Genomic DNA, 20,978 nt, shown 5'->3' with positions numbered 1-20,978 from the left:
GTCTGTTATAAGTAAATAGAGGAAAGCATGGAGCAACCAATCGTTGACAATCAATTAGGCTGGCGAGTCTACCTAGAAAAAAAAGTCCTAATTTTGTTGGCGCTAGGTTTTTCTTCTGGCTTACCACTATTATTGGTTTTTGGTACCTTATCGTTCTGGTTACGCGAAGCAGAAGTCAGCCGTACCGATATCGGATTTTTCAGCTGGGTGGCACTGGCCTATGGTTTCAAATGGGTATGGTCACCGTTAATTGACCGCTTTCCGGTGCCTATTTTATCGTCATTACTGGGCCGCCGTCGTGGTTGGATGGTGTTCTCACAGCTGCTCATTATCGCCTCGTTATATGGTATGGCGATTAGTAACCCGCAAGTTGATTTAATTCAGTTAGCTATCTTTGCTGTCATTGTCGCTTTTTCATCGGCCTCACAAGATATCGTGATTGATGCTTATCGTATCGAAATGGCATCAGAACGGTTGCAAGCGGCATTAGCTGCGGCTTATATGACCGGTTATCGACTCGCAATGATCATGGCTGGCGCCGGTGCTCTCGCCTTTGCAGCCTGGTTCGGTTCAGATACGGAGTACGACCCAACGGGTTGGAAATACGCTTACTTAATCATGGCAAGCTTTATGCTGGTTGGATTAATTACCGCCCTCTGCATCCATGAGCCAGAAATCGACAACTCGCAAATGGACAATATTGAACAGCAATACCGACAACAACTCCTCGACAAAGGCGCTAACCCTAAAGTTGCTCGCCTCACGGCTTGGTTCTACACCGCCGCAGTTATGCCCTTTAAAGACTTTTTCGACCGTTATGGAAAACAAGCACTCATTATTCTAGCCTTGATTAGCTGCTATCGAATTTCAGACGTCGTAATGGGAGTCATGGCAAATGCATTCTATGTCGATATGGGATTTAGTAAAACCGAAGTGGCATCGGTATCAAAAATCTATGGCGTAATAATGACACTGGTGGGTGCTGGGATCGGCGGTATATTAGTAAGTAAATATTCCACCATGAAGACACTAGCGCTTGGTGCAATTTTAGCCGCAGTGACCAATATGGCCTTTATGGTATTTACTCATGTAGGTAACAGCCTACCAATGCTAACACTGGTCATCTCATTAGATAATCTAAGTGCTGGTATCGCAACAGCCGCTTTCATTACTTATATGTCGAGCCTAACCAATGTTGCTTTCTCTGCCACACAGTATGCGTTGTTCAGCTCCATTATGTTGTTGTTCCCTAAATTCATCGCCGGCTTCTCAGGCTTATATGTCGATCTATATGGATATAATGTCTTCTTTTTCACCACGGCGTTAATTGGCCTTCCTGTTTTAGGCTTGATCTATATTGTCAATAAACACAATCCACATTGAATCTAAATCACAGCATTTAGGTGCGCATATACGACAAAATAAATTAAAGAAGCATTCCTGTTGATTAGGCATGCTTCTTTTTTCTTTTACGTCCTTTTTATGCTTCTCTCCAATAAAAATTCCTGCCTTAGATAAGGCTGCTCACACTTAGTTCAGAAAATCCACAAAATAACACCAATAAAATTCGATCAAGATCACTAAAACCCGAACCTGCAATCGATTACAGGCGATCAAGATCACATTTAGCAAAGGTTTGCGCAAACGTTACATTCACAAAGGTGACATAAAGCAATAGAATCTCCGCCAACAAGACACGGACCCCATAAAAAAGTCCGGTTTATAAACATAATTAGCGAGAGTTTACCCCCATGCGTAAATCACTAGTAGCACTAAGCGTACTTGCAGCAGCAGCAGCAGTTCCAGCACAAGCTGAATACCTATACGGTTTCGGTAACGTATATGTTGATTACCTTTCTTGGACGAATGGTACTCAAGGTTACAACGGCGTTGATGTTAGCGATGGTCGTGATGACCACATCACACTAGGTGCTGAAGGTGGTGCGGGATTTACATGGGGTGAAATCTACGGTTTCTACGAATACGAAAAACTAAACAAAGGTTCAAGCGAACGTAGCCAAGCAGCTAAATTCTCTATGCACTACAAACTTGTAGGTGACTTTACAGCATACGGTCAAGTTTACGATTACTCTGAAAGCGGTGCTGGTGTTGATTTCTCTGAACAAAACCGTGTTCTTGGTTTTGGTTACACAGGCCTTGCAAACGAAAACGGTTGGTTCAAGCCTTGGATTGGTGTTCATGACCTAACTACAGGTAACTCTGAAGCTGCTGGTCTAAACGGTGGTATGTTTGGTTGGAGCGCTGGCTACAACTTCGAAATCGCTGGTCAGCCATTTATGGTTTCTAACTGGAACGAAATTGAATTCGCTCGTAACGACGAATACAAAGAAATGCAAAATGGTTCTACTGGCCTAAACGGTGCAGTTGGCCTTTGGTATGACATTACAGATACGATTTACACAGGTGTCCAATATCGTTACTTTGCCAATAAGCTTGGTGTAGATGGTTACGGTGATGCTGTAATCTTCCGTATCGGTGCTCACCTTTAATAGCTTTGATTCCAAATAAAAAAAGCACCTTCGGGTGCTTTTTTTGTTTTTGACTTAGCCTATTTCTGCTCGACTCTCAAAAGTAAGATAATAATTACCTTCGAGACAAATGCGCTTTATTATTCATTTTCCACACTTTTTTACCCCTTCTCATTTTTTATACGCAAGAACCTTGCCCAGTCTTTAAGACCGTGCTCCAACCTTAAGAAATTACGCTAGCCTTTATAACTATAGGGGAAGCCATATTTCGCTCCCTCTTAATTCACCTTCTCTACCGTCGTGATGACTTCTATTCATAAAGAAGCATTTCACTACGCCTAAAAAAAGAATGCAGTCGATTATAGGTAGAAGAAGACAAGCAATGGCAAATGGTTAGCGAGACGTGATCATGCATAAAACATTGACAGCAATTAGTATCTGCTCTGCCTTGGCCTTATCTGGCCACAGTTTCGCCGTCGACTATTCTGACGATATTCATAAAAATGACTATAAGTGGTTCCAATTTAATATTATGTACGCCCTTGAAGAGCTACCGCGTTCTCCCGATGCACGCTCTGGGCATGATTACTTGGAAATGGAGTTTGGTGGCCGTTCTGGTATTTTTGATTTATATGGTTATGTCGATGTGTTTGATTTAACGAACCACGATGCCAGCGATAAGCACGAGCGGCCCAAGATATTCATGAAATTCTCGCCACGTATGTCGCTTGATGCCATGACAAAAAAAGACTTGTCTATCGGGCCTTTTCAAGAGTTCTATATCGCAACCTTGTTTAATTGGGACGGTGGTTATGCCAAAGAGAGTGACTTCCCGCCAGTTAATAACTCATTCTGGGGGATCGGGTCTGATGTTCAGGTGCCATGGTTTGGCAAGGTCGGTCTCAATCTTTATGGCTTATATGATATTAACAACAAAGACTGGAATGGACTGCAGATCTCAACTAACTGGTTCAAACCCTTCTACACCTTCAGTAATGGCACCTTCATGGCTTATCAAGGCTATGTTGACTATCAATTTGCGGCCGACAGCACCTTTAAAGGCAACGAGCAAGCCAACCACGGCGGTGTCATGTTCAACGGCTTTTATTGGCACTCTGATCGCTATTCACTCGGCTATGGTTTTAAACTCTATAACGATGTTTATTTGATCGAAGATACTAATGACTTTGAATCAACAGGGATCAGTCACTACTTCTCTGCCATCTATAAATTTTAACGTTTACCCTTAGCCACAACTCTCTCACTGCTGTTCAAGGATGAACAGTAAGCAGGCTTCCTGACACCTAGGGCTTCGCTGCACCTAATGCTATGATAGATTGATTCAAGGTTCTGACACGGAAGAATAATCATGAGGATCACCATTGTCGGTGCAGGTGCGGTTGGCCGCCTATGGGGTAGCAAACTTTCTCAATCCCATCACGTTCACTTTTGGACTCGCCAGCAAGAATCAACGCTTTCCTTTGAGTTTGTGCCTCTTGAAGGCCAGCCGCAACCTCTTACCTTCGCGGCAAATGACCCACTCAGTCTCATCGGCAGCGAGTGCATTTTCGTCACCGTGAAAGCTTTTCACGTTGAGCAGGCACTGATAGCAGCCAAGCCGCACATTGCACCTTCAACACCCGTGATTATCATGCACAATGGCATGGGGACCCATCAACAGGTCCAAGCACTATTACCCGATAACCCCATACTCTATGCGACGACCGCGCAAGCTGCCTACCGACCAAATGACAACACCCTCGTGCATACAGGCCGCGGAGCAACATGGTTTGGTAGCATGACTCAGTCTGCTCAACACTTTGAATCACTCGCAGATCTTTGCGATCACGTTTTAGCACCGAGCCAGTGGCATAACGATATATTCCAACCACTATGGATTAAGTTGGCGATTAACTGCGCCATTAACCCTTTAACAGCTATCTACCAGTGCCGTAACGGCCAGTTAGCCGAAGCGCGTTTTCAACAACAACTAGAGGCAATATGTGATGAGGTTGCTTCGGTAATGAGTGCTGAAGGTTACCTCAGCAGCGGGCAACGGCTCAAACAGCAGGTTGATCAGGTGATATTAGCAACAGCCAATAACTTTTCCTCGATGAATCAAGATGTTTGCCAACAAAGGATCACCGAGATCGACTATATTACTGGCTACTTAATTACACGAGCGGATGCCCACGGTATCGCTGTACCTGAAAATCGTCAGCTCTGGCAAAGAGTCAAACAATTGGAGCAACACTACCATGACTAATGACACACCGACCCCAATTAAGGTGGCCGTATGTATCGCCCCTGGCACCGAAGAAATGGAAGCTATCAATACCATTGATATTTTGATCCGTGCAGGATTTGATGTCACCACAGCTAGCGCAGCCTCTGATGGTGCGCTTATTGTAGACGGGTCGCGTGGCATAAAATTGGTAGCTGATACTGCGTTAGTCAACATTGCTGATGACCCTTTTGATTGTGTGGTACTACCTGGCGGCTTAGCTGGTGCTGAATGCTTCCGTGACAGCCCCCTATTGATAGAGTTTGTTAATCAGCATAAATATGACGGTAAACTGATCGCCGCAATCTGCGCTGCACCTGCCGTGGTACTTGAGCATCACAAGATGTTTCCGCAGGCCATCATGACGTCACATCCAGCCTTTTGGGAGCAAATCCCAGAAGAACGTCTTCGTACCAAACGTGTTGTCTATGATACTAACGGCAACTTGCTAACTAGCCAAGGGCCTGGTACCTCACAAGAGTTTGCGCTAGAAATCGTTGTAAAACTGGCAGGCAAAGAGCTTGCCGCGGCTGTCGCAGAGCCAATGGTGGTATGGCCAAATATGCACTACGACGTTTTACCACGAAAGTAGCGCGCATTTTTCTAAGCATACAAAAAAGCGAGTACCCACAGGCACTCGCTTTTTTTGTTTTGTCACCACTCAGTTTTTAACTGAGGGAGGTTACGAACTTAATTGTCATTAAGGACGATATACCTTCACGTTATCAAAACCATTTTCTTTCAAGTACAGTGCCTGAAGACGACTCATAACACCGCGATCACAGTACAACAAGTACGTTTTGTCTTGCGGTAAATCGCCAAACTGTGTCGCCAGCTTGTAGAAAGGCAGGTGTTTCACTTCGACATCATTAATCTCAAGCGGGCTTTCATCTTCTTCGTCTGGGCTACGAATATCCAAGACAATCGCGTTGCTATCAATTTGGTCAACGAGCTCAATTTCCGGTGCTTGTTCCTGACTTTCTTTTTCAATGTCACGAATATCCATCACACGGGCCTCAGTCACCACTCGCTCAAGTACGGTGAAATCAAACTTGGCTTCTTCTATCTCAAGTTTGTTTTGCACGGCCTTAACGGTTGGATTCTTCGAAATCACGCCACAGAACTCAGGCATGGTTTTAGCGAATTCTTCCGTACCGATGTCACGAGCAACACTAATGATATCTTCTTTATCCCAGTTAATCAGTGGGCGAAGGATCAAAGTATCTGTTACGTTATCGATCATACGAAGGTTAGTCAGGGTCTGGCTTGATACCTGTCCCAGCGCTTCACCTGTTACCAACGCCTGAATACCAAAGCGTTCAGCAACTTGTCCTGCGGCACGCATAAACATGCGCTTCAGTACAACACCCATTTGACCGTTTTCGACTTTCTCGAGAATTTCAGCTACAACAGGTTCGAAATCAACCGAAATAAATTTCACTTTTGCTGAAGAACCATACTTATTCCACAGGAAATGTGAGACTTGTTTCACACCAATCTCGTGAGCAGGACCACCAAGATTAAAGAAACAGTAATGCACTTTACTACCGCGCTTAATGTGCAGGTAACTAGATACACCGGAATCAAAGCCGCCAGAAATCAAGCTCAATACGTCTTCCTGAGTACCTAGAGGGAATCCGCCTAATCCTTTATGGCGCGCTAAAACTTGATTCAAAATACCGTTTTCAATTTCGATGTTAACCGTTACATCGGGCTTTTTCAGTTTTACTTTAGCTGATTCAACAGCTTGGTTTAAACCGCCACCAACATAACGTTCAAGTTCAATCGAGGTAAAGTCATGCTTACCAACACGTTTGGCACGGACACAGAAGGTTTTACCTTCAATATCTTCACGAACGAGGTCTAGCGTTTTCTCATAGATATCATGCATATCCGTGAAGTCTGTTTGATTAACTTCAAGTACATGGTGAATACCTGATGTTTGCGTTAAAACAGCCAGTACCTGCTCACGAATAGTCTCGTCTCCCACCGTTACTTCGATATAAGTACGACGGTTAACGATTGACGCAGAATCAGTCAAACGCTGAAGAATAATGCGAATATTGCTGTCTAGAATTTTTGTAAAGCGTTTACGAATAGATTCACTCTTTACAAAAATCTCTGGATGGGGTTTTACAATAAATTTCATAAACACGCTTCGCTACACAGGGCCAAACAAAACCAAAAGGATCAGAGGCGCGGATTATACAGCAAGCAGGCTGTTGCTGAAACAAGGATATAGAAGGTTAACAGACGAATAACCCACTGCAATTAACTATAGTGTAGGCATAAAAAAGCAGCAGCCACAAAATGACCACTGCCTAAAGTCAGTTTCCCTCAACAATTATGCTGATGGATTACTCGATAACTCTTCTGAAAAGTGAGGTTCACCCTGCATAATAGAGATCTCAACCCGCCGATTCGCTTTACGCTCATCAGGTGTACGGTTTTTATTCAACGGTGCCGTATCAGCTAAACCGACAACACGTAATCGCTGGTGGTTAAACCCTTCAACCTGCTCCATTTCTTGTGCAACCGACACCGCTCGCTGCGCGGATAGATCCCAATTTGAACGGTACAGTTCAGAATCTAATTTTTTGTTGTCGGTATGACCTGTTACTCGAACAACACCCGGTACATCTTTTACCAAATCAGCGATCTGGCGAACAAGGGGACGGAATTTTGGTTGTAGAAAGGCAGAACCTTCAGGGAATGCACCTTTCTCTTTAATACGGATCACCACCTGTTGACCTAAGTTTTCGACCTCAATCGCACCTTCTTCAATCTCGCGATCCAAAGCCTTCTTAAGTACTTCCAATAATTGTTGTTGCTCCTCAGACATTTCCTGATCATTATTCTGATTTTGCTGAGTTGCATTATCGGCACTTTGTCCACCAGTTAGTTTACCGACTTCCCGCTTGGTACCACCAGCACGTGCCGAGTCACCCTCATGAAAATCCAACGTACGCTGTGTCATATCAATCGTTTGTTGCATGATCACATCAATCGGTGTTGGCTCAGGTCGTCCCGGACGAAACTCTTGCGCAATGACGCTGGTACCTTTCGGAATATCTTTTACTTCCAGCATATTTTGCACACCGAAAGCAAATTTCATCGAACCTGCAATCTGTTTAAATTTGAGTACGTCCATCTCAGAAAAAGACAACAGTAAAACAAAAAAGCACATCAGCAAGGTAGATAGATCGGCAAATGTTCCCATCCATTGTGGCAACCCCGGGGGGGGACACTTATGCTCTTCATCCATGTCTGAGTTCATTATTCATCACCGTTGAAGGAACGCTTTTTCTCATTGAGGTAGTTTTTCAAATAGCCATCAATCACTCTTGGGTTTTGACCATCTTGAATCGCCAATACCCCATCGAGGATCAAACGGCGGTTTAACTTTTCTTCATCTTTACGTAAACCCAATTTCGCCGCGATAGGTAACATCACCATGTTCGCCAAAATGGCGCCATACAAGGTGGTTAATAGTGCTACCGCCATGGCCGGACCAATCGATTTAGGATCATCCATGTTCGAAAGCATCGCAACCAAACCAATCAGAGTACCGATCATCCCCATTGCTGGTGCTACACCGCCCAACGCACTGAAAATACTTATGCCGAGTTCGTGACGTTCATTGGTTAATGCAATATCTTTTTGTAATGTTGAACGGACAACGTCGGCATCATGACCATCAACCAGTAAGTCGACACCTTTGCGAAGAAAGGAGTTTTCAACTTCCATTTCTTCCAGCGCCAAAAAACCACCTTTACGTGCGGCATCTGCCATTTCAACGATTTTGGCGATTAAGTCTTCAGGGTTATCGGTCTTAAACATAAAGGCTTTGGCCGCAATTTTAGTTGCGCCAAAGAACTGACCGATACTGTATTGCATTAATGCGACAAATAAAGAGCCACAGCATACAATCAGGATCGACTGAGTATCGATAAACATGCTGATGCTGCCACCTAGCACCATGGCCATGATAACAAAGACAAAAGCCCCGATTAATCCTATGAGGGTTGCCAAATCCACTTGATAGTCTCCAATTTGCTACAGATTGCGAATGATTTTTCCAGCTGTTCATTCTATCTAATTGCTTCTATATCGGCACCAATGAATTTTGATTTAGCTTTCTTGATTCAAAAGATGAAAATTACTGTCTGTGACACAGATTACTGTGCGATAATTTGACCCTGATTACGCTCTGCGTTATTTTTCCTGCACTTAAAAAGGAGCGGTATAGTTATGGCAGCCAAAAAACCAGAAAATATGGCCTTTGAAGCGGCACTAGAAGAACTCGATAGCATTGTTAACGAGCTGGAATCTGGTGATATTGCATTAGAAGATGCGCTGAAAAAATTTGAACGAGGCATCGCTCTTGCCCGCAGCAGTCAACAAAAGCTAACCCAAGCCGAGCAGCGAGTAGAAATATTACTTCAAGCAGACGACCAAGCTCCCCTGACCGAATTTGATGCAAGCAATGAATAACACACCTTCACTGTCACAATCACTGTGTTATTACCAGCAGCGTAATAATGAACAGCTAAGCTTATGGATTGACCAGCAACCATTTGCCGGTCAACCTCTGATCGAAGCCATGAAACACGGTACATTACTTGGTGGTAAGCGTGCTAGACCGTTTTTAACTTATATCACTGGTAAAATGCTCGGCGTGACTATCGAGAACCTCGATGCGCCAGCAGCAGCCGTTGAATGTATTCACGCCTACTCGTTGATCCACGATGATCTACCGGCGATGGATAACGACGACTTACGTCGAGGCCAGCCAACGTGCCATATTGCGTTTGATGAAGCGACAGCGATTCTAGCTGGGGATGCCTTACAAACACTCGCATTTGATATTCTAGCCTCTGGTTCTCTTAGCGAAGATGGAGAATCACACCGAGTTGCCATGATAAAAGAGCTGGCGCAGGCATCTGGCGCAAACGGCATGTGTGTAGGCCAATCTCTTGATATTGCAGCAGAAGGCAAGCAAGTCTGCTTAGAGCAATTGGAAACTATTCACAAGCACAAAACAGGTGCCCTAATCCGCTGTGCAATTCGCCTTGGGGCACTTGCTGCTGGTCACAAAGGCATCGCTGTTTTACCGCAATTAAATCAATATGCAGATGCAATTGGATTGGCCTTTCAAGTTCAAGACGATATCCTTGATGTTATAAGTGATACAGAGACGCTTGGAAAACCACAGGGCTCTGATATCAAGCTAGAAAAAAGTACCTATCCAGCACTACTCGGGTTGGATGGCGCGAAGGCAAAAGCACAAAATTTATATCAAGAAGCGCTACACGCGCTAGAAGCAATACCCTACAATACAGACCAATTAGAAGTTTTTGCCCGATACGTCATCGAGCGCAATAACTAAAAACAGTAAAAGCGCCGTGAATGTTATGACATTGGATATATCAAAATACCCTCATCTGGCTCTAGCCAACACGCCAGATGAACTACGATTACTACCTGTAGATAGCCTATCCGCTGTCTGCGATGAGCTACGTACCTACTTACTGAATTCAGTCAGTCAAAGTAGTGGGCACTTTGCTTCAGGTCTTGGTGCTGTTGAGCTAACAGTTGCCCTACACCATGTATACAATACCCCGTTTGATCACTTGATCTGGGATGTTGGCCATCAAGCATACCCACATAAAATTTTAACGGGTCGACGTGATCAAATGTCGACCATTCGCCAAAAAGGTGGTGTACACCCCTTCCCGTGGCGAGAAGAAAGTGAATACGACGTTCTTTCTGTTGGCCACTCCTCAACCTCAATCAGTGCTGGTTTAGGTATGGCTATTGCCGCAGAAAAAGAAGGACTAGGCCGTAAAGTGGTCAGTGTTATTGGCGATGGTGCGATCACCGCTGGTATGGCTTTTGAAGCAATGAACCATGCTGGTGACGTTCACTCCGACATGCTGGTTATTCTAAACGACAATGAAATGTCAATTTCAGAAAACGTTGGCGCATTGAATAATCACCTTGCACGTCTACTTTCTGGCAATCTTTATACGACGATCCGTGAGGGTGGCAAGAAAGTACTCGCTGGTGCTCCACCAATCAAAGAATTGGTCAAGCGCGCTGAAGAGCATATTAAAGGTATGGTTGTACCTGGTACGATGTTCGAAGAGCTTGGTTTTAACTACATTGGCCCTGTTGATGGCCATGACGTTGAAGAGCTCGTAAAAACATTGAAGAACATGCGTAACCTGAAAGGGCCGCAGTTCCTGCATATTATGACCAAAAAAGGTAAGGGTTATGCCCCTGCCGAAGCAGATCCAATTAACTACCATGCGGTACCGAAGTTCGATCTGACTCAAAACCCAATCCCTAAAGCCAAGAGCCAGCCAACCTTTTCACATGTGTTTGGTGACTGGTTGTGTGATATGGCAGAGCAAGATAACAAGCTAATGGCGATTACCCCAGCTATGCGTGAAGGCTCTGGTATGGTGAAGTTTTCTAAAGCTCATCCTGATAAGTACTTTGATGTGGCTATTGCAGAACAGCATGCCGTCACGCTAGCAACAGGAATGGCGATTGGCGGCTACCACCCTGTAGTTGCTATCTACTCGACGTTCTTACAGCGTGGTTACGATCAACTTATTCATGATATCGCAATCATGGACTTACCAGTGATGTTTGCGATTGACCGTGGTGGCTTGGTGGGTGCAGATGGCCAAACCCATCAAGGAGCTTTTGATCTCAGCTTCATGCGCTGTATCCCTAATATGGTGATCATGGCACCAAGCGATGAAAATGAATGTCGCCAAATGCTCTACACTGGCCACCAGCATCAGGGTCCAAGTGCGGTTCGCTACCCAAGGGGCAGTGGTACTGGTATTACACCTGAATATGAAATGACAGCATTACCACTAGGAAAAGGCATTGTTCGCCGTGAAGGTGAAAACGTTGCTATCCTCAACTTTGGTACGACATTGAGTTACGCCCTAGAAGCGGCTGAAGGCCTGAATGCAACCGTGGCAGATATGCGTTTCGTAAAACCACTGGATGAGGCGTTAATCCTAGAGTTGGCTGCAAGCCATGATGTGCTAGTTACGGTTGAAGAAAATGCCATCGCTGGTGGTGCTGGTAGCGGCGTAAATGAATTCTTGATGAAAAGCAAAACACTCAAGCCAGTACTTAACATTGGTTTGCCAGATCGCTTCATTGAGCAAGGCACACAAGCTGAGCTTCATGCTGCACTTGAGATTGACGGTGCGGGAATTGAAAAACAAATTCGTGCCTACCTTGCCGACTAATTCATTGTTCATTACCTAATAAAAAAACCGCGCTAAGGCGCGGTTTTTTTGTCTTGCTCAAGGCAGGGTTAGAACAAATTACCAACCGAACCAGTAGCCAACACCCCAAAGGGCGATCATTGCCATAAAGCCCGCTAATATGTCATCGATCATAATACCGAAACCACCGTGTACATGCTTATCAAGCCAGCTGATCGGCCACGGTTTTACCATATCGAAAAAACGAAATAGCACGAAGCCTGCAAGTACCCACTCCCAGCTCACAACAGGGGCAATCGCCATGGTGATCCAAAAACCGACAAATTCATCCCACACAATACTGCCGTGATCATGCACGCCCATATCGTCTGAGGTTTTTTGACAAATAGTCACGCCTATCACTGCCGCCACCAATGTGATCGCCAGATACACCGCAAACGGTAGCTGTACCATTAATAGGTATAATGGGATAGCCGCAACCGTACCCATAGTGCCAGGAATGATGGGTGACAAACCACTGCCAAATCCTGTCGCCAAAAAGTGCCATGGGTTTTTAAGGTTTATATAGTCTTTAGGGTTTCCCACTACTTACTCCGAAAAATGATCATAACCATGAAGCTGCCAATGAAGTGGCTTTGCATCTCGAATTAACGTGATCCCACTGCCTGGACGTAACTGACCGACACAGGTTGCTGTTACACCACTGTGTGCTAAAGCCGTTTCTACTGCGCCTCTATTCTGCTCGGGCACAGTAAAGCATAATTCGTACTCTTCGCCACTCGTTAACGCGAGTTGCAGTGCTTTATCACGTTGAGGTTCAAATTGTTCAAGCTCTGGCGATAGAGGTAATTTATCAACTTCAATCACCGCTGCAAGCCCAGAACGTTTCAAAATGTGTCCAAGATCAGAAACCAAGCCGTCAGAGATATCCAACGCTGCCGAGGCAAGCCTTCGCAATGCCTGACCTGCAAGGATCCGAGGCTGAGCCATAAAATGACGTTCAACCAAGGTATCAGCCAATACTTGATCTGCCAATGAAACTTGGCCAAGCAATACCGCCAAGCCAGCAGCACTATCGCCCAGGTTGCCAGTAACAAATACCCAGTCACCCGAACTTGCACCACTACGTGTTAACGCTTCGCCTTTAGGCACAAAACCATGAACGGTTAGTGTAATGCTCAGCGGGCCTTTCGTGGTATCGCCACCAACTAACTGCACATTATAATATTCCGCTAATGCAAAAAAACCTTGGCAAAACTGTGCTAGCCACTGCTCATCAGGTTCTGGCATGGTTAATGCCATCGATACCCATGCTGGTGTCGCTCCCATTGCAGCCAAATCACTCAAATTTGAAGCTAATGCTTTATGGGCAACCCTTGCAGGATCAGCGTCATGCAAAAAATGCGTTCCAGCCACTAATGAATCAGTACTGACGGCTAACTGGCTACCCATTGGTAGCTCTAGCAGCGCACAATCGTCACCAATCGCTAATGGCACATCTTTGCGATTCACAACCTGTCGTTCAAAGTATTGAGCAATTATATCAAATTCATTACGAGCCATAATCGTTGCTTATTTTATCCAGACAGAAAAAAGGCCAGCGATGCTGGCCTTTTAAAATCATATTTGATTACTTCTTACGAAGTGATGGTGCTGCTTTATCCAACACACCATTGATAAACTTGTGACTATCTTCAGCACCAAAGGCTTTCGCCAATTCGATAGCTTCGTTGATCACAACTTTGTATGGTACATCGTCACGCTTAATCATCTCGTACATCGCAAGACGAAGAAGTGCAAGTTCCATCTGATCAAGGTCTTGTAGAGGACGCGACAGGTATGGACGCATTTTGCTGTCCAATTCCTGATGGTTCAATACAACACCTGTTAGAAGATCGCGGAAGTAAGCAACGTCTGTATGCGGTGCTGCAAGCGTCGGCGCATCGGCCTGATGCTCTTCTTCTTCAAATTTATCGTCAGAAAGAAAATGTAGCTCGATATTAGCAACATTGTCTTTCGTGATTTGCCAAGAATAAATTGCTTGTACAGCAAACTGACGTGCATTACGACGTGCGGCTGGTTTCACATTAACCCCCATTAGGATTCAATTTGGGACAGGACATTAACCATTTCAAGCGCGCTTAGTGCAGCCTCTGCCCCTTTATTACCAGCCTTGGTACCGGCACGCTCGATGGCTTGTTCGATAGAATCTACAGTCAGAACACCAAATGCTACTGGAGTATTGAACTCAAGAGCAATTTGCGCCAGACCTTTATTACACTCACCGGCAACATAATCAAAATGCGGCGTACCGCCACGGATCACAGAGCCAAGCGCAACGATAGCGTCATAACGATCGCTTTTAGCAACTTGTTGAGCAACCAGCGGAAGCTCGTATGCACCTGGGCAACGAACAACAGTGATGTTGTCTTCGCTTACTTGACCCTGACGTTTCAGAGCGTCTAGCGCGCCTGAAAGCAGGCTTTCGTTGATAAAGCTGTTGAAGCGTGCAATTACGATAGCTACTTTTGCGTTTGGTGCCGCGATGGCGCCTTCAATTACCTTCATGGGCCTTCCTGTGACTATGTCTTTTCCGGTATGAGAAACCGCGGGAGTCTACCACACTTTATAGGTTATACCAATTGGCATATGTGATAGACCTTCGCTGTCGCAATATCTCATAAATTAATAATGAGTAAATGATAAATAGGCGGCATCCCGCCTACATAATTATTCGCAGATGTACTCTACGGCCTCTAAGCCAAAACCAGACAACGAATGGTAACGTTGCGTGCTTGACGAGAGTAAACGCATTTTTGAAATGCCTAAATCAGATAAAATTTGCGAGCCAACACCTACCTGACGAGACTGATCTTTCGGGTTCAGTTTCACCTTCGGTAGCCCCTCTGATTGTGCAGCCATCTGTTTCACTTTGGTGATCATTGATGCTGGGCATTCTTGCTTACTCAAGACAACCAGTACGCCATCCTCATCAGCAATGCGCTTCATTGCTGCGGGCAGGGTCCACTGAGATGCGCCTGAGTGAAGAATATCTTTAAATGTATCTTGCAGGTGTACACGCACCAGAGTCGGCTTACCCGCAACCACCTCACCTTTCTGTAAGGCATAATGAACTTGGTTATCGATAGTGTCACGATAAGTGATCATCTCAAAGTCACCAAACTCTGTCGGCAGTGTGCATTGAGCTACACGCTCAATGGTGGTTTCGTTGTTATTTCGGTACTCAATAAGATCTGCAATCGTACCTAATTTTAACCCATGCTGCTCCGCAAAGACTTCAAGGTCTGGACGGCGTGCCATCGTGCCATCTTCATTAAGAATTTCAACAATGACACTTGAAGGTTCATGGCCTGCTAAACGAGCAATATCACAACCCGCTTCAGTATGACCCGCACGCGCAAGTACGCCACCTTCTTGTGCCATCAACGGAAAAATATGGCCGGGCATGACAATATCAGAAGCCGAAGCATTCGCTGCAACAGCCGCTTGAACAGTACGCGAGCGATCAGCCGCAGATATTCCGGTTGTAACACCTTCTGCCGCTTCAATTGAAACTGTAAAGTTGGTGCTGAACTGCTCGGTGTTATCCTGAACCATTAAAGGTAGGTTCAACTGCTTACAGCGAGCTTGGGTCAATGTTAAACAAATAAGGCCACGACCAAACTTCGCCATAAAGTTAATGGCATCAGGGGTGATCTTGTCGGCTGCGATAATTAAATCGCCTTCATTCTCACGATCTTCATCGTCCATAAGGATCACCATCTTACCCAGACGGATATCTTCAATGATGTCCTTTGCACTGCTTAATGCCATAACAATACCTTTATTTAACCTTGTATCCAGCTCTAGTAACCAAGGAAGCCGCTTTTCGCCAGCAGATCCATAGTGACTTCTGATTTTTGTTCTGCCGCTTTATCACCGAGCATTAAACGCTCAAGGTAACGAGCAATCACATCCACTTCAAAATTGACCTTATGGCCAACCTTGAATGATTCCATGGTCGTTTCTGCCGCGGTATGCGGTACGATAGTTAACTTAAATTCATCGCCACGAATAGCGTTCACCGTCAGGCTAATGCCATCAATGGATACAGAGCCTTTTTCAGACACGTATTTAGCCAAGTGAGCCGGTGCTTTGACCCAAAACTCAATCGCACGGCCGGTATGATTACGCTCGATAATTTCTGCAACATCATCAATGTGGCCTGATACCATGTGGCCACCAAAGCGTGTGGTCGGCAACATCGCTTTCTCTAAATTGGCTTTCTGCCCAGCGCGATAACTTGCAAACGCAGTGCGCTTCAATGTTTCCAGAGATAGATCGGCCACATAACCCGAGCCTGTCAGCTCGACAACAGTCAAACACACGCCATTGGTTGCAATGCTATCGCCCAATTTTACATCGGATAAATCCAACGTGGCTGAATCAACCGTTACAGAAATATCTTCCCCTTTTGGGGTAAGGGCTGTAATCGTTCCTACAGCTTCGATAATGCCAGTAAACATGGAAACCTTTCTTTCTTATATGTCATTGAGTCGGGCTGTGATCCGAATATCGGGTCCAACCATACGCACATCAGTAATTGTCAGTTCAGGAACATCAGACATTGCTAACAATCCCTTGAGATCGACTAAACCTCGGCTATCACTCCCCATCAACTTAGGGGCTTGATATAAAATTAATTCATCAACCAAGCCAGCCGCTAATAGGCCACCAGCCAATTGGGCACCCGCTTCCACCCAGATATGATTAATGTCATTAGCAGCTAGTTCAACCATGAGTGCGTCAAGATCAATACCACCCTGAGCATTAACTGGGGCGCTCATCACAAATTGTTCAACATTTGTAGGCCAAAGTACATTGTCAGCCTGATGACGAACCAGCATGATCTCACCCGGTAAGCCGATTAAATGATGATTCGGTGTTACTCGGTTCTGGCTATCAATAACGACACGTTTAGGCTGGCGCAGATTCTCCTCGGGATAATGCCGATGGGTCTCATCACCCAGCTCTTTCCAGCGAATGTTCAACGATGGGTCGTCGGCCAATACCGTCGCGCTGGTTGATAGTATTGCCCCCGCTTTAGCACGGTAGCGCTGAACATCAGCCCGCGCGGCTGGGCCGGTTATCCACTTACTTTCGCCATTGGCCAAGGCCGTCCTACCATCAAGGCTAGCGGCTAATTTCAGCTGCACAAACGGTTTTCCGGTTTTCATTCGCTTGATAAACCCCGGATTCAGCGCTTTTGCATCTAGCTCTAACAGACCGGTTTGTACTTCAATGCCTGCGACCTGTAACATTTCAATGCCACGGCCAGCGACTTTCGGATTCGGATCAACCATGGCACATACCACGCGGCCAACACCAGCTTCAACCAAAGCTTTGGCGCACGGTGGCGTTCGGCCAAAGTGAGAACAAGGTTCAAGGGTGACATAGGCGGTAGCACCCCGAGCTTTCGCTCCCGCAGCTCTTAATGCAAAAACTTCAGCATGTGGTTGTCCGGCTTGATAATGATAGCCTTCACCCACGATTTCTTCTTCGTGAGCAATTACACAGCCAACATTCGGGTTCGGTGCCGTCGTAAATAGACCGCGTTTTGCCAATTCAATGGCTCGGCGCATCATAGCGTGGTCAATAGGTGAGAACATCTGACTTCGATATATCTAAGGCTAGCCGGAGCCGTAACTCCGGTAGCAATTTATTTTTCTAATTTGGCAATTTCTTCGCCAAACTCACGAATATCTTCAAAACTGCGATAAACAGAAGCAAAGCGGATATAAGCTACTTTATCCAGCTCTTTCAACGCCTCCATCACTAAGTTACCAATCATATCAGATGGTACTTCACGTTCACCTGTTGCTCGCAGGCGTGACTTAATAGTATTGATGGCACGTTCTATATCATCGGCGCTCACTGGTCGTTTTTCCAGTGCACGTTGAATACCGCCACGCAGTTTTTCTTCATTAAACGGGTCACGGTTGCCATTGGTTTTAATCACTCTTGGCATAACCAGTTCGGCTGTTTCAAACGTAGTATAACGTTCGCTACACGCCAAGCATTGACGTCGGCGACGAACTTGATGGCCATCAGCCACCAAGCGGGAATCAATTACCTTGGTGTCATTTGCACCACAAAAAGGACAATGCATCTTGCCTCCTAATTTTCGTCATCCCAGTGTAACTCATTTCATTACGTTATAGAGAGCTTTAGGCGGTTTTTCTATGGGTTTAATAAAATTTAGAAGTGAAATGGATATGGTTCTATAGATATTAAAAAGGCCCGCATGAATGCGGGCCCAAGAGATTTCAAGTTTTCATTACTGTTTAAGCAATAATCACCTTGTGATTAAGCGTAAACTGGCAGGCGCTTACAGATCTCAAGTACCTTCGCTTTTGTTGCTTCAAGAACTTCTGGCTTGTCCGTGTTGTCTAACACGTCACACATCCAGCCAGCAAGCTGCTTAGCATCTTCTGCAGTAAAACCACGGCGAGTAATTGCAGGTGTACCAACTCGGATGCCCGATGTTACAAACGGGCTACGCGGGTCATTCGGTACACTGTTTTTGTTTACCGTAATGTTCGCAGCACCCAGTGCAGCATCCGCTTCTTTACCAGTGATACCTTTATCGATAAGGTCAACAAGGAACAAGTGGTTTTCAGTGCTGCCAGATACAATCTTGTAACCGCGCTCAAGGAATTCGCCCACCATCACTTTGGCATTTTCAACAACGCGAGCCTGATACTCTTTGAACTCAGGCTCCATCGCTTCTTTGAAAGCAACCGCTTTAGCAGCAATCACGTGCATTAGTGGGCCACCTTGGCCACCAGGGAAAACAGCAGAGTTCAGTTTCTTATAAAGATCTTCACCTTCACAAGACAGAATTAGGCCGCCACGCGGACCTGCTAGGGTTTTATGCGTTGTGGTGGTCACAACGTGTGCGTGTGGGACAGGGTTCGGGTATACACCTGCTGCGATAAGGCCAGCAACGTGTGCCATATCAACGAAGAAGTACGCACCTACTTTATCGGCGATTTCACGCATACGCGCCCAATCACACACTTGTGAGTATGCAGAAAAGCCACCGATGATCATCTTCGGTTTGTGCTCAAGCGCCAATGCTTCCATCTCTTCGTAGTCAATTTGACCAGCTTCATCGATACCGTAAGGAATGATGTTGTAAAGTTTACCCGAGAAGTTCACAGGTGAACCGTGAGTCAAGTGGCCACCATGTGCTAGGCTCATACCCAAAACAGTATCACCAGCATTAAGCAGTGCCATGTAAACGGCATTATTTGCCTGAGAACCTGAGTGCGGCTGTACGTTCGCGTATTCTGCACCAAATAGCTCACATGCACGATCGATCGCCAGCTGTTCTGCTTTATCGACAAACTCACAGCCACCGTAGTAGCGCTTGCCTGGATAACCTTCAGCATATTTGTTCGTTAGCTGAGAGCCTTGTGCTTCCATTACACGTGGGCTGGTGTAGTTTTCAGAAGCAATCAGTTCAATGTGCTCTTCCTGACGCGCAGTTTCTTCCTGAATAGCTGCAAATAGTTCAGCGTCATAATTAGCAATGTTCATATCGCGCTTTAGCATCTGTATCTCCTGACTCAGATTATATCCGTACCTATTTGCTCAAAAGTGTCACTTTTTTGCATTTGATACAAATTGGTTGTAAACATACCATTTCGGGCAATTAACGAAAATTAGCAAAGCTAGGCGCCACGTGGACGCAAACGTTTTCGTTACCCCTTTGTATAAGGCTATATTTTACAGAATTTGATCTAAATCAGGTAGCCCTAAAGTAATTTTTTATTGGTATTTATTTCGATGATGGCATGAATTGTTTTCATCTTGGTGAATCAACCACCACACACCGACATAATTACGTTTCATTTTTTACAAGAAAACAGCAAATTTATTTTTTTACATTAGCGTATTTAATTATGTACACCACCAGCAACATTCTTTTCTTACTGACTCTCTGCTTTTTCCTGATAGGGCTTTATTATGGCCGCCTTCAAATATAAGGAGTATTGTTTTGAGCGGTTACCATCATTCATTAAAAGAAAACATCATTGCTATTCTTACAGGTACTTTCGTTGTTTCTCAGGGTGTTTTCTTTTTACAGCAAGCAGATTTGTTAACCGGTGGAACAACAGGTCTAGCCTTACTTGCAAGCCAGTTTGTTGACCTATCGTTTGGCCAGCTGTACTTTTTGATGAACTGCCCGTTCTATTTAATAGCATGGTTCCGTATGGGACGTAGTTTTGCTATTACCAGCATTATTTCCGGTGGTATGGTGTCAGTAATCACTGACAATTTGCATCATGTGCTTGAAATTAGCCGCCTTGAGCCCCTTTACTGTGCAATTATCGGTGGCTTATTAATGGGGCTAGGTATGCTGATCCTATTTCGCCACAAAACCAGTCTTGGCGGCTTCAATGTCTTAGTGCTGTTTTTACAGGAAAAATTTGGCTGGTCGGCAGGCAAGCTTCAGATGTGCATCGATATCAGCATTCTCGTGGCCTCGTTCTTCTTAGTTAGTCCAATGGTACTTTTATTCTCTATCATCGGTGCCTTCATGTTGAATTTAGTCCTGGCGATGAACCATAAGCCTGGCCGCTACAGCGGTGAACTCAAACCGCAAGCAAGTAGCTAAACTAATTTTGCGACAGACAAAACGAAAAAGGCTTGCCAACTTGGCAAGCCTTTTTTCATGTATTGCGTACGCCCAATCATTTCTGATCTCAGGCAAGCAGAAGAAGGTAATTTGTATGAGTGTGAAGGAATTTCGCTCAAGAACGCAGAGGAAGCACTTAGTTCACACCTAGCAAGTCAACTCTGGCTAAACTGTTTCATTCTCTGGCAAAGAGGAAGCGCGGAGTTTATAGGCATAAATGAGCACTTCCGATACCGCCAGAGGAT

The 20,978-nt window shown here is 45.2% G+C and carries 21 protein-coding genes; 9 read left to right on the top strand and 12 right to left on the bottom strand.

Annotated elements, in window-relative coordinates; all coding sequences use genetic code 11:
- The first annotated feature begins 27 nt into the window (after window positions 1–27).
- From L4D09_RS02985 to L4D09_RS02965, 5 genes are all read left to right on the top strand, one after another.
- Window positions 28–1,383 (top strand): AmpG family muropeptide MFS transporter, encoded by a 1,356-nt coding sequence (locus L4D09_RS02985; RefSeq protein WP_428456005.1) that lies wholly within the window; start codon window positions 28–30, stop codon window positions 1,381–1,383.
- Window positions 1,384–1,751: 368 nt separating this feature from the next.
- Window positions 1,752–2,510: an outer membrane protein OmpK gene (locus tag L4D09_RS02980; protein WP_428456004.1), complete on the top strand. Its 759-nt coding sequence runs from the start codon at window positions 1,752–1,754 to the stop codon at window positions 2,508–2,510.
- A gap of 388 nt (window positions 2,511–2,898) precedes the next feature.
- Window positions 2,899–3,726, top strand: a complete 828-nt coding sequence (locus L4D09_RS02975) for a nucleoside-specific channel-forming Tsx family protein (protein ID WP_428456003.1) — start codon at window positions 2,899–2,901, stop codon at window positions 3,724–3,726.
- 132 nt (window positions 3,727–3,858) lie between these two features.
- Window positions 3,859–4,755: a 2-dehydropantoate 2-reductase gene (gene panE, locus L4D09_RS02970; RefSeq protein ID WP_428456002.1), complete on the top strand. Its 897-nt coding sequence runs from the start codon at window positions 3,859–3,861 to the stop codon at window positions 4,753–4,755.
- Window positions 4,748–5,365, top strand: coding sequence for a DJ-1 family glyoxalase III (locus L4D09_RS02965; RefSeq protein WP_428456001.1), 618 nt, complete (start codon window positions 4,748–4,750; stop codon window positions 5,363–5,365). Before panE ends, L4D09_RS02965 begins: the two co-directional genes overlap by 8 nt.
- Window positions 5,366–5,473: 108 nt before the next feature.
- Here L4D09_RS02965 and thiI read toward each other — a convergent pair whose 3' ends face one another.
- From thiI to pomA, 3 genes are all read right to left on the bottom strand, one after another.
- Window positions 5,474–6,922 (bottom strand): tRNA uracil 4-sulfurtransferase ThiI, encoded by a 1,449-nt coding sequence (thiI, locus tag L4D09_RS02960; protein ID WP_428456000.1) that lies wholly within the window; start codon window positions 6,920–6,922, stop codon window positions 5,474–5,476.
- 195 nt (window positions 6,923–7,117) lie between these two features.
- On the bottom strand, window positions 7,118–8,038 hold the full coding sequence (locus L4D09_RS02955) for a flagellar motor protein MotB (protein ID WP_428456137.1): 921 nt from the start codon (window positions 8,036–8,038) through the stop codon (window positions 7,118–7,120).
- Window positions 8,039–8,049: 11 nt separating this feature from the next.
- Window positions 8,050–8,811, bottom strand: coding sequence for a flagellar motor protein PomA (gene pomA / locus L4D09_RS02950; protein ID WP_428455999.1), 762 nt, complete (start codon window positions 8,809–8,811; stop codon window positions 8,050–8,052).
- Between the two features lie 213 nt (window positions 8,812–9,024).
- Here pomA and xseB point away from each other — a divergent pair, with 213 nt between their 5' ends.
- Genes xseB through dxs form a run of 3 tightly spaced genes read left to right on the top strand, consistent with a single transcriptional unit; the run spans window position 9,025 to window position 12,050 of the window.
- Window positions 9,025–9,267 (top strand): exodeoxyribonuclease VII small subunit, encoded by a 243-nt coding sequence (gene xseB, locus L4D09_RS02945; protein ID WP_428455998.1) that lies wholly within the window; start codon window positions 9,025–9,027, stop codon window positions 9,265–9,267.
- Window positions 9,260–10,162, top strand: coding sequence for a (2E,6E)-farnesyl diphosphate synthase (gene ispA, locus L4D09_RS02940; protein WP_428455997.1), 903 nt, complete (start codon window positions 9,260–9,262; stop codon window positions 10,160–10,162). Before xseB ends, ispA begins: the two co-directional genes overlap by 8 nt.
- A gap of 25 nt (window positions 10,163–10,187) precedes the next feature.
- Window positions 10,188–12,050 carry a 1-deoxy-D-xylulose-5-phosphate synthase gene (gene dxs, locus L4D09_RS02935; RefSeq protein WP_428455996.1) on the top strand — a complete coding sequence of 621 codons (1,863 nt, stop codon included), beginning with the start codon at window positions 10,188–10,190 and terminating at the stop codon, window positions 12,048–12,050.
- A gap of 78 nt (window positions 12,051–12,128) precedes the next feature.
- Here the strand turns inward: dxs and pgpA are convergent, their stop codons facing one another.
- The 9 genes from pgpA to glyA form a co-directional block, all read right to left on the bottom strand.
- The gene (pgpA, locus tag L4D09_RS02930) at window positions 12,129–12,614 is read right to left on the bottom strand and encodes a phosphatidylglycerophosphatase A (RefSeq protein ID WP_428455995.1); all 486 of its coding nucleotides are present in this window, start codon (window positions 12,612–12,614) and stop codon (window positions 12,129–12,131) included.
- A gap of 3 nt (window positions 12,615–12,617) precedes the next feature.
- Window positions 12,618–13,592, bottom strand: a complete 975-nt coding sequence (gene thiL, locus L4D09_RS02925) for a thiamine-phosphate kinase (RefSeq protein WP_428455994.1) — start codon at window positions 13,590–13,592, stop codon at window positions 12,618–12,620.
- Between the two features lie 67 nt (window positions 13,593–13,659).
- The gene (gene nusB / locus L4D09_RS02920; protein ID WP_428455993.1) at window positions 13,660–14,127 is read right to left on the bottom strand and encodes a transcription antitermination factor NusB; all 468 of its coding nucleotides are present in this window, start codon (window positions 14,125–14,127) and stop codon (window positions 13,660–13,662) included.
- Window positions 14,127–14,597 carry a 6,7-dimethyl-8-ribityllumazine synthase gene (gene ribH, locus L4D09_RS02915; RefSeq protein WP_428455992.1) on the bottom strand — a complete coding sequence of 157 codons (471 nt, stop codon included), beginning with the start codon at window positions 14,595–14,597 and terminating at the stop codon, window positions 14,127–14,129. Before ribH ends, nusB begins: the two co-directional genes overlap by 1 nt.
- Before the next feature lie 162 nt (window positions 14,598–14,759).
- Complete coding sequence (gene ribBA / locus L4D09_RS02910) at window positions 14,760–15,863, bottom strand: bifunctional 3,4-dihydroxy-2-butanone-4-phosphate synthase/GTP cyclohydrolase II (protein WP_428455991.1); 1,104 nt, start codon at window positions 15,861–15,863, stop codon at window positions 14,760–14,762.
- A gap of 32 nt (window positions 15,864–15,895) precedes the next feature.
- Window positions 15,896–16,555: a riboflavin synthase gene (locus L4D09_RS02905; protein ID WP_428455990.1), complete on the bottom strand. Its 660-nt coding sequence runs from the start codon at window positions 16,553–16,555 to the stop codon at window positions 15,896–15,898.
- Window positions 16,556–16,570: 15 nt separating this feature from the next.
- Entirely contained in the window at window positions 16,571–17,698 is a 1,128-nt protein-coding gene (gene ribD / locus L4D09_RS02900) for a bifunctional diaminohydroxyphosphoribosylaminopyrimidine deaminase/5-amino-6-(5-phosphoribosylamino)uracil reductase RibD (protein ID WP_428455989.1), read from the bottom strand.
- 50 nt (window positions 17,699–17,748) lie between these two features.
- A complete protein-coding gene (gene nrdR / locus L4D09_RS02895) occupies window positions 17,749–18,198 on the bottom strand; it encodes a transcriptional regulator NrdR (RefSeq protein ID WP_428455988.1) in 450 nt (149 codons plus the stop codon).
- A 197-nt stretch (window positions 18,199–18,395) separates the two neighbouring features.
- Entirely contained in the window at window positions 18,396–19,646 is a 1,251-nt protein-coding gene (gene glyA, locus L4D09_RS02890) for a serine hydroxymethyltransferase (protein WP_428455987.1), read from the bottom strand.
- Between the two features lie 445 nt (window positions 19,647–20,091).
- Here glyA and L4D09_RS02885 point away from each other — a divergent pair, with 445 nt between their 5' ends.
- Complete coding sequence (locus L4D09_RS02885; RefSeq protein ID WP_428455986.1) at window positions 20,092–20,712, top strand: YitT family protein; 621 nt, start codon at window positions 20,092–20,094, stop codon at window positions 20,710–20,712.
- The last annotated feature ends 266 nt before the right edge of the window (window positions 20,713–20,978 follow it).

The sequence above is a fragment of the Photobacterium makurazakiensis genome (genome assembly GCF_050336715.1).
GTDB lineage: Bacteria > Pseudomonadota > Gammaproteobacteria > Enterobacterales > Vibrionaceae > Photobacterium > Photobacterium makurazakiensis.
This window is presented reverse-complemented; position numbering and strand designations above follow the sequence as displayed.